Genomic DNA, 8,511 nt, shown 5'->3' on the forward strand with positions numbered 1-8,511 from the left:
AGATCCCCATGAAACACCGGGGCTAAGGGGCTTAACGCAGGCGTCGAACTGGCGAACTCGGAATCAGGACTCCCCGCGGTGCCCGCCCACTGGTCAGTCGGCCCTGTCAAGAGATTCCTGCATTCGCTCGACCATCACAGGATCCCCCTCAGCACAACTGAGCGAGGGGTTCGCCAAGGCACTCACCCTTATTACGGGGCTTCTGGCGTTATCGACTTCGTAGATGACTACCTCTTCGACGAGCCCCTGTTACTGGTTTCTGAAGACGGAGCGAACCTGCTCGGACGCCGGACACCTATAGCCTTTGTCGCAGCCGGAAAATACTGGGTCAATAACCACGCCCATATACTCAAGCCCATCGAGAACGAACCCCCCAATTTCTGGGCATACCGTATAGAGACGGCAAGTATTGCTCCGTTTATTACCGGATCAGCACAACCGAAGTTCACCATCGAAGCATTAATGAACATGCCCATTACAGCGCCGCCAACCGTCACAGAACGGCGTGAAATTGTCGCGTTCCTTGAACATCACTGCTCGAAGATCGATGCGCTCATCGCCAAGTCGACCGAGATGATCGAGACGCTCCGCGAATATCGGTCTGCCCTGATCGCCAATGCTGTGACGGGGAAGATCGACGTGAGGGAGGCAGTGTAGTCATGGCCCAGCATCACGAGTCCGTGCTCGAGGACGAGATCTGCGCTCATCTGGCCGCGCACGGATGGGAGTACTCACCCAACGACGCGGGGTACGACCGCGAGCTCGCGCTTTTTCCCGCGGACGTGTTCTGGTGGCTCCAGCACTCCCAGCCCGACGAGTGGGACAAGCGAGTCAAACCCGTAGATTCGCCCGCGGCGCAGGAGAAGTCCAAGTCCGCGCTGCTGCAGCGGCTATCCAAGGCACTTTCAGCGGACCTCAAGGCCGACGGCGGGACGCTCGCCGTCCTGCGGCGCGGCTTCTCGGACTTCAACGCAAACTTCGCGATGTGCCAGTTCAAGCCCAACTCCGGGCTCAACGCCACCACCGCCGCCAAGTACCAGGCCGTGCGGTTGCGGGTCATGCGGCAGGTCCACTACTCCAAATCCAACCCGAAGAAGTCCATCGACCTGGTGTTCTTCTGCAACGGCATCCCCGTCGCCACAGCCGAGCTCAAGACCGACTTCACCCAGTCAGTTGAGCACGCGATCGAGCAGTACAAGAAGGACCGCCTACCCAAGGGCGAGCCTCTGCTCGGCTTCGCCACCCGCGCCCTCGTGCACTTCGCCGTCTCCAACACCGAAGTGCACATGACCACCCGGCTCGCCGGCCAGGACACCGTGTTCCTGCCGTTCAACCGCGGCAACGGCCACCACGCCGGCAATCCGCCCAACCCGCACGGCTCGGCCACCGCCTACCTGTGGGAGACCATCCTTCAGCGCGACACCTGGCTAGAGATCCTCGACCGTTTTATGCACCTGGAAATCAGTGAGAAACGCGACCCGGACACCGGAAAGAAAATCCGCAGGGAGACCCTGCTGTTCCCGCGCTACCACCAGTGGGACGCCGTCACCCGACTCGTCCAGGCGGCGCGCACCGAAGGGCCCGGGCATAAGTACCTCGTCCAGCACTCCGCCGGCTCGGGCAAGACCAATTCCATTTCCTGGCTAGCCCAGCGACTGTCGTCGCTGTATGACGATGACGACGACAAGGTGTTCTCGTCGGTCATCGTGGTCACCGACCGGACCGTTCTCGACGTGCAGCTTCAGGAAGCCATTCACCAGATCAACCGCACTACCGGCGTCGTGGCCCACATCGATGGATTGACCGGCTCGAAGTCTTCTGAGCTGGCCGAGGCGCTCGAGTCGGGGACCCACATCGTCGTCGTCACGATCCAGACCTTCCCCTACGCCCTGGACGCCATCGCCGACCGCGCCACCCTCCACGGTCGGTCCTTTGCGATCATCGCCGACGAAGCCCACTCGTCCCAGGCCGGCGGAGCGTCCAACAAACTCAAGCAGGTCCTGTCACAGGCCGAGCTCGACGAAGTCGCCCAGGGCGGGGCCGTGTCGGCCGAGGACATGCTCGCCGCCGAGACCAGAGCCCGCGCCGAGGCCGGCAACATCTCCTTCTTCGCCTTCACCGCCACACCCAAGGCCACCACGCTGGAACTGTTCGGCCGCCCCGGTCCCGACGGCACCCCGCAGCCCTTCCACCTGTATTCGATGCAGCAAGCAATCGACGAGGGCTTCATCCTGGACGTCCTGCGCAACTACACCCCGTACAAGACGGCGTTCCGGCTCTCGCACAACGGCAAGACCTACGCCACCAGCGACACCGGGGAAGGCACCGTCGCCGTGACTACCGAGGGCGGCGACGACGACCTGGTGGACCGGTCCGCCGCAGTGAAGTCGGTGATGAACTGGGTCAAGCTGCACCCCACCAACATCTCGCAGAAGGTGCAGATCATCGTTGAACACTTCCGTCAGAGCGTGGCCTGGCGGCTGAACGGACAGGCCAAGGCAATGGTGGTGACCAGTTCCCGCAAGGCCGCCGTGCGATACAAACTCGCCTTTGACAAGTACGTGGCCGAGAACGGCTACACCGATGTCGCCGCGCTGGTCGCGTTCTCGGGGGAGGTGACCGATCCCGAGTCCGGTACCGACGAGCCGTTCTCCGAGATCAACATGAACCCCGGGCTCAAGGGCCGCGACCTGCGCGATGCGTTCGCCACAGACGAGTTCCAGGTGATGCTGGTGGCCAATAAGTTCCAGACCGGGTTCGACCAGCCCAAGCTCGTTGCCATGTACGTCGACAAGCGCCTCGGCGGGGTCCAGGCCGTGCAGACCCTCTCCCGGCTCAATCGGACCTTCCCGCCGCTGAAAGACCAGACCTTCGTGCTGGACTTCACCAACGAGGTCGACGACATCGTCGACGCGTTCGCCCCCTACTACCAGGCCACCACGCTGGCCGACGTCACCGATCCCAACATCGTCCACGACACCGAACGCAAACTGTCCGTGGCCGGAATCTACGAACGCCCCGAGGTCGACGGCTTCGCCGAGGCCTTCCTCGCCCGTGAGGGCCACAACGCGTTGGTGAAGTGGGTCGCTCCCGCTACCGACCGTTTCACGGTTCGGATGCGGACCGCGGTCGAGGCCTCCGACACCGTGGAGATCGACGAGTTGCTGATGTTCCGCAAGGACGTGGGCACCTACGTCCGGCAATACGAGTTCCTTTCCCAGCTGTTCGACTACGAAAACCCATGGCTGGAGAAGCTCGCGCTGTATCTCAAGCTCCTGGCCCCGCAGCTGAGCAGCGGGGAGAAGGACACGCCCATCGACCTGTCCGCGGTGGCTATCGACTACCTCGGCCACCACCGCCAGGCCACCCGGGACGGTGAGCTGGTCGGCGGCACTCCGCTCGAGCCCGCCCGCGAGGCCGGCACCGGCGCGGTCCGCGACCCCGACATGGTCGCCCTCGACGAGGTAATCAACCGCATAAACGACCTGTTCGCCGGCGACCACCCCGACTCCTCCGTCCGCAACGTGGTCACCCACATCAGGGACCGGCTCGAAGAAAGCGAGACCCTCAAGACGCAGGCCCAGAACAACTCACTCGCCCAGTTCCGAGCCAGCCCCGACATCGATGTCGCCTTCACCGACGCCGTCATCGGATCCATGGACTCCTCGGCAGACCTCTCCGCCCAGATCCTTAACAACAAGGACCTAGCCCGCGCTCTGCTCGGCGAGCTCCTGCCGGCCGTCTACCGGACGCTGAGCAAGGCGAGCTGAACCGTCTGATGACGTCCGACGAGAGTGTCAAATGGGCTACGTGCCACGACTGTGGCCAGCACTCGCAGCTGGGAAGTAACGGCAAGCTAGTCCCTCACTTCGACCGGCCGAACAAGCGCCGCCAGTGCGTGGGCTCTGTGAAGCATGTGCAACAGCAACAGTTGCTGGAGCAGCCGCCCGCAGCCAACATCGCCCCGGCGGTTGCAATCCCTCCGCCTCGCCCTAAACCCGTCAGAGTCGAGTATCCCGACACCCCAAGTGGAAAATCGATCCGAGCAATCAGCGGCGGCGCGATCGAATCCAAGCGTAGATAGCCTCCAATCGTAGCCGCGCAACGCCCGCCTACTCACGCGCGTGGGGTGTCGGATAGGGGAGAGGACAGATTCCTGCGAATCGTGTGACAAGCCGGTGAGAAATTGACAGATTGTCTGAGAACCGACACGGCACCTACAAGCCCCGCGCCATGTCGACGAACCGCGAGTAGTGAAGCTGGTGCGCCACGGTGATGGTGGAGGTCGGACCGCCACGGTGCTTGCCCAGGATCAGGTCGGCCTCGCCGGCGCGGGGGTCGTCGCGTTCGGTGGAGTCGGGGCGGTGGAGCAGCATGACGATGTCGGCGTCCTGCTCCAGCGAGCCGGACTCGCGGAGGTCGGAGACTTGGGGCCGCTTGTCGGTGCGCTGCTCTGGGCCACGGTTCAGCTGCGAGATGGCGATCAGAGGGACGTCGAGCTCCTTGGCCAGCAGCTTGAGCTGGCGGGAGAACTCGGAGACCTCCTGCTGGCGGGACTCGACCTTCTTGCCGCTGGACATCAGCTGCAGGTAGTCCACCACGATCAGCCGCAGGTCGTGCTTCTGCTTGAGCCGGCGAGCCTTGGCCCGGATCTCCATCATGGTGAGGTTGGGCGAGTCGTCGATGAACAGTGGGGCCTCGGAGATCTCGCCCATCCGCCGGGCCATGCGGGTCCAGTCCTCGTCGCTCATCTTCCCCGACTTCATGTCGGAGAGCTTGACGCGCGCCTCGGCGCTCATGAGGCGCATGACGATCTCGGTCTTGCTCATCTCCAGGGAGAACAGGACCGAGGAGAGCCCGTTCTTGATCGAGCACGAGCGCATGATGTCCAGGCCGATGGTGGAGTTGTGTGTGGGGATCGCGGTGGGGCCGGCCAGGTACAGATGATCGTCGGCGGCGACCTCGATGCACCTGACCGGCACACTGTGCGCGCCCCGGACGTCGATGATCAACCGATCGGGGCGGCTCGAACTGGCACTCTCGGGCACGAGGATCCCGAAATCGCTCACCAGCATCAGCGTCTCGAGGGACTTGGTGGTGACGGTCTGGTGGGTGCCGCCCATCTCGATCCGCCACTCGTGCTCCGCGTCGGCCACGATCTCCGCGCCGTCGTTGAACCGGAGCGTGAAGCACGGACGGTCCTCCCACACCTCGGTCACGGCCACCACCTCGGTCGGCTGCCCGTCGGCGCCGAGGACCCGGTCGCCTACGACGACGTCGCCCATGGTGGTCTCGCCGTCCGGGGTCGGGAGCACGGTGTCCAGGGCGAGGGCCTTACCGACGCCGGGGCGGGCGGCGATGATGATCATCTGGCCACCGTGCAACCCGTTGGTGATGGCGTCGAGGTCGGCGAAACCCGTGGGCACGCCGTTGCTCAGACCACCGGCGGTGTGGATGGCGTCGATCTCGTCCATCGTGGGCTGCAGGAGCTCCTCGATGACCACGTAGTCCTCGGTGGTCCGCCGCTCGGTGACCTCGAAGATCTCCGCCTGCGCGCGGTCCACGACCTCGGCCACGTCGGCTCCCTCGGACCCCGAGTAGCCGAACTGCACGATCCGCGTCCCGGCGTCGACCAGGCGGCGCAGAATCGCCTTCTCCGAGACAATCTGGGCGTAGTACCCCGCGTTGGCGGCCGTGGGCACGGTGGAGATGAGGGTGTGGAGGTACGCGGCCCCGCCGGCACGCCGGAGGTCACCACGACGATCCAGCTCGGCGGCCACGGTGACGGCGTCCGCCGGCTCGCCGCGGGCGTAGAGGTCCAGGATCACGTCGTAGACGGCCTGGTGCGACGGCTTGTAGAAGTCGCCCGGCTGTATCTCCTCCACCACGTCCGCGATGGCGTCCTTGCTGAGGAGCATCCCGCCGAGCACCGATTGCTCCGCGGTGAGATCCTGCGGCGGGGTGCGACCGAAGTCCGAACCCCCACCCTCGTCAGGCGGAGGCGGCATCTCGTCGGATCCGTCGAATCCCCCCTGCGCCATGACCTCTCCTCTCCCCCTCACGCCCTCGCGTGCGGTACTCCCGAGCCGACTCGCCTGCTCCGCGTGACCAGTTCACTGTAGGCCACCGCAGCGAGACGTCCGGCAGTCACCCGTCGCGTTATCCACAGGCTTCTCCACAATCGTTGGTGGCCGGCTGTGGACAACTGTGGATGAATGTGCGATTCGCTGGGCCGGCGCCATGCGTCGTGTGGACAACCAGTGGAGAAGCCGGTCGCGACTGAACAAACGTGCTGGTCAGCCCCGACTTTGCCGCTTCGGCGGCCGGTGGAGAGCTGCCGTTAACACGAACCCCACGTCGACGCAATAGGTAACGAAAGATGAACAATATCGGTATCGAAACCGACACCATTGTATTTTGCCGCCGGCGTTATCCACAGGCGGTCCACAACCCCGGGGAGACCATGACGAAGGCCCCGGTCGTCACAGACGACGACCGGGGCCTTCGTGGCAGATCAGGCGGGGACGACCTCGAACGCGACCCTGGCGGTCGTGTCGTGACCCAGTTCGACGACGACGCTCTGGGCGCCGGTCGACTTGATGTGCTCCTTGGGCATGTGGACGGCGCGCTTGTCGACCGCCGGCCCCCCGGCCGACTTGATCGCGGAGGCGACATCGCCCGCGGTCACCGAACCGAACAGCTTGCCGGTGTCGGAGGTCTTGACGGCGACCTTGACGTCGGCGAGCGACTCCAGCTTCTGCTTGAGCTCGTTGGCGTGGTCCGAGTCGCGCACCTCACGAGCCTCCTGGACCCGCTTGATGGACTCGATCTGGCGCTCGGCGCCCGGGGTGGCCACGATGGCCAGCCCGCGCGGGAGCAGGAAGTTGCGACCGTATCCGCCCTTGACCTCGACGATGTCGCCCGGCGCACCGAGCTTGTCGACGTCGGCGGTGAGGATCAGCTTCATGATCCGTCTACCTTTCTTTCCTCCGACGAGCCGACCGGGGCCGGACTCTCGCGAGGTCATGTCTCTTGCTTATGGGGTGGGGCGCATCTCGCGCCCCGAGGGAAAAGACCCTGGGATCAGAACGGGGGCTCGTCGTCCATGCCGCCGAAGCCACCGGAACCGCCGGCCCGGGGAGCGCTGCCCCACGGATCGTCGTTCTGCTGGCCACCGCCCTGGCCGCCGCCGTAACCGCCCTGCGACTGGCCGCCGGACTGGAATCCGCCGCCCTGCTGGCCACCACCCTGGAATCCGCCCCCGCCGCCCTCGCGGTTGGTGCGGGTCACCTTGGCGGTGGCGTACTTGAGCGACGGGCCGACCTCGTCGACCTCGACCTCGTACACCGTGCGCTTCTCGCCCTCACGGGTCTCGTACGACCGCTGGCGCAGACGACCGTTGACGATGACGCGCATCCCCTTCTGCAGGGACTCCGCCACGTTCTCGGCGGCCTGGCGCCACACGTTGCAGGTGAGGAACAGGCCTTCGCCGTCCTCCCACTGGTTGGTCTGGGAGTTGAAGCGGCGCGGCGTCGAGGCGACCCGGAAGTTCGCCACCGCGGCACCCGACGGCGTGAACCGCAGCTCGGGATCCGCGACGATGTTCCCGACCACGGTGATGGGGGTGTCGCCCTGTGCCATGCGCTTGTCCTCCGTGTTGACGCTCAGGTGGATGTGATCGGAACTCGACCGACCCCGCCCAGGTTAGCGGGCGAGCCGGACAGTCCGGGTCACTTGTCGGCGCGGAGCACCTTGGTGCGGAGCACGTTCTCGTTCAGGCCGAGCTGACGATCCAGCTCCTTGACCGCGTCCGGGCCGGACTTGATCTGCACGACGGCGTAGATGCCCTCGGTCTGCTTGTTGATCTCGTAGGCGAAGCGGCGCTTGCCCCAGACATCGACCTTGTCGACCGAACCGCCCTCTTGCCGGATCACGTTGAGGAACGTGTCCAGCGACGGCGCCACGGTGCGCTCGTCGAGACTCGGATCGAGGATGACCATCACTTCGTATTGACGCATGGGACCTCATCACCTCCTGTGGACTACAGATTCGGCCACGGGATCTCCGTGGCAGGAGGGTCGTTGCGTCAGCAACCCGCTAAGGCTACCCCGCGTGCGCTCGGCGAACGAAATCCCCGGAGGCCGCGCACCCGCAGGCCCCGTCTAGAGATCGTCGAGTCCGATATACCCGTCCTCGACCGCGCGCACCAGCAGTCGCACCTTGGTCCGGGCAGGCCGGCCGACCGCGTCGTACTTCGACCTCACACGCTGGATGTAGGTGCTGACCGTGGAGTCCGCGAGGAACAGGCGCTCGGTGACCTCCCGTTTGCTGTCGCAGGCGAGCCAGGCGATCAGCACCTCGACCTCGCGATCGCTGAGCTCCGGGCGGGACGCAGGCCGATGCTGGGCGCCGTGCGCGGTGGGTTCGCGCACGGCGGCGTCGCGTACAGCAGCACAGCGGGTGCCGGGCTCGCTGTTGGCGTGGCGCGTGGGCGTGGGCGTGGGCGTGGGC

At 65.3% G+C, this 8,511-nt stretch carries 7 protein-coding genes; 2 read left to right on the forward strand and 5 right to left on the reverse strand.

The genetic code is table 11. From position 1 onward, the window contains the following. Window positions 1-78: 78 nt before the first annotated feature. Both G6019_RS04560 and G6019_RS04565 read left to right on the forward strand, forming a co-directional pair. Window positions 79-657 carry a restriction endonuclease subunit S gene (locus tag G6019_RS04560; RefSeq protein WP_182613780.1) on the forward strand — a complete coding sequence of 193 codons (579 nt, stop codon included), beginning with the start codon at window positions 79-81 and terminating at the stop codon, window positions 655-657. Window positions 658-659: 2 nt separating this feature from the next. Then, window positions 660-3,770 carry a type I restriction endonuclease subunit R gene (locus tag G6019_RS04565; RefSeq protein ID WP_182613781.1) on the forward strand — a complete coding sequence of 1,037 codons (3,111 nt, stop codon included), beginning with the start codon at window positions 660-662 and terminating at the stop codon, window positions 3,768-3,770. Between the two features lie 447 nt (window positions 3,771-4,217). Here the strand turns inward: G6019_RS04565 and dnaB are convergent, their stop codons facing one another. The 5 genes from dnaB to G6019_RS04590 form a co-directional block, all read right to left on the reverse strand. After that, complete coding sequence (dnaB, locus tag G6019_RS04570) at window positions 4,218-6,008, reverse strand: replicative DNA helicase (protein WP_182613799.1); 1,791 nt, start codon at window positions 6,006-6,008, stop codon at window positions 4,218-4,220. A 506-nt stretch (window positions 6,009-6,514) separates the two neighbouring features. Then, on the reverse strand, window positions 6,515-6,967 hold the full coding sequence (gene rplI, locus G6019_RS04575) for a 50S ribosomal protein L9 (protein ID WP_182613782.1): 453 nt from the start codon (window positions 6,965-6,967) through the stop codon (window positions 6,515-6,517). A 116-nt stretch (window positions 6,968-7,083) separates the two neighbouring features. Continuing rightward, window positions 7,084-7,641 carry a single-stranded DNA-binding protein gene (locus G6019_RS04580; RefSeq protein WP_182613783.1) on the reverse strand — a complete coding sequence of 186 codons (558 nt, stop codon included), beginning with the start codon at window positions 7,639-7,641 and terminating at the stop codon, window positions 7,084-7,086. An 89-nt stretch (window positions 7,642-7,730) separates the two neighbouring features. Further along, a complete protein-coding gene (rpsF, locus tag G6019_RS04585) occupies window positions 7,731-8,018 on the reverse strand; it encodes a 30S ribosomal protein S6 (RefSeq protein ID WP_107757797.1) in 288 nt (95 codons plus the stop codon). Window positions 8,019-8,162: 144 nt separating this feature from the next. Then, a partial coding sequence (locus G6019_RS04590; RefSeq protein ID WP_241725875.1) for a LuxR C-terminal-related transcriptional regulator occupies window positions 8,163-8,511 on the reverse strand: 349 nt, incomplete at its 5' end.

This window comes from Dietzia sp. DQ12-76, assembly GCF_014145045.1.
Lineage (GTDB): Bacteria > Actinomycetota > Actinomycetes > Mycobacteriales > Mycobacteriaceae > Dietzia.

What these genes read in the sequence shown, in the direction of transcription:
- rplI (WP_182613782.1), bottom strand. Translation starts at nt 6,967, where the DNA reads ATGAAGCTGATCCTCACCGCCGACGTCGACAAGCTCGGTGCGCCGGGC.
- dnaB (WP_182613799.1), bottom strand. Translation starts at nt 6,008, where the DNA reads ATGCCGCCTCCGCCTGACGAGGGTGGGGGTTCGGACTTCGGTCGCACC.
- G6019_RS04565 (WP_182613781.1), top strand. Translation starts at nt 660, where the DNA reads ATGGCCCAGCATCACGAGTCCGTGCTCGAGGACGAGATCTGCGCTCAT.
- G6019_RS04580 (WP_182613783.1), bottom strand. Translation starts at nt 7,641, where the DNA reads ATGGCACAGGGCGACACCCCCATCACCGTGGTCGGGAACATCGTCGCG.
- rpsF (WP_107757797.1), bottom strand. Translation starts at nt 8,018, where the DNA reads ATGCGTCAATACGAAGTGATGGTCATCCTCGATCCGAGTCTCGACGAG.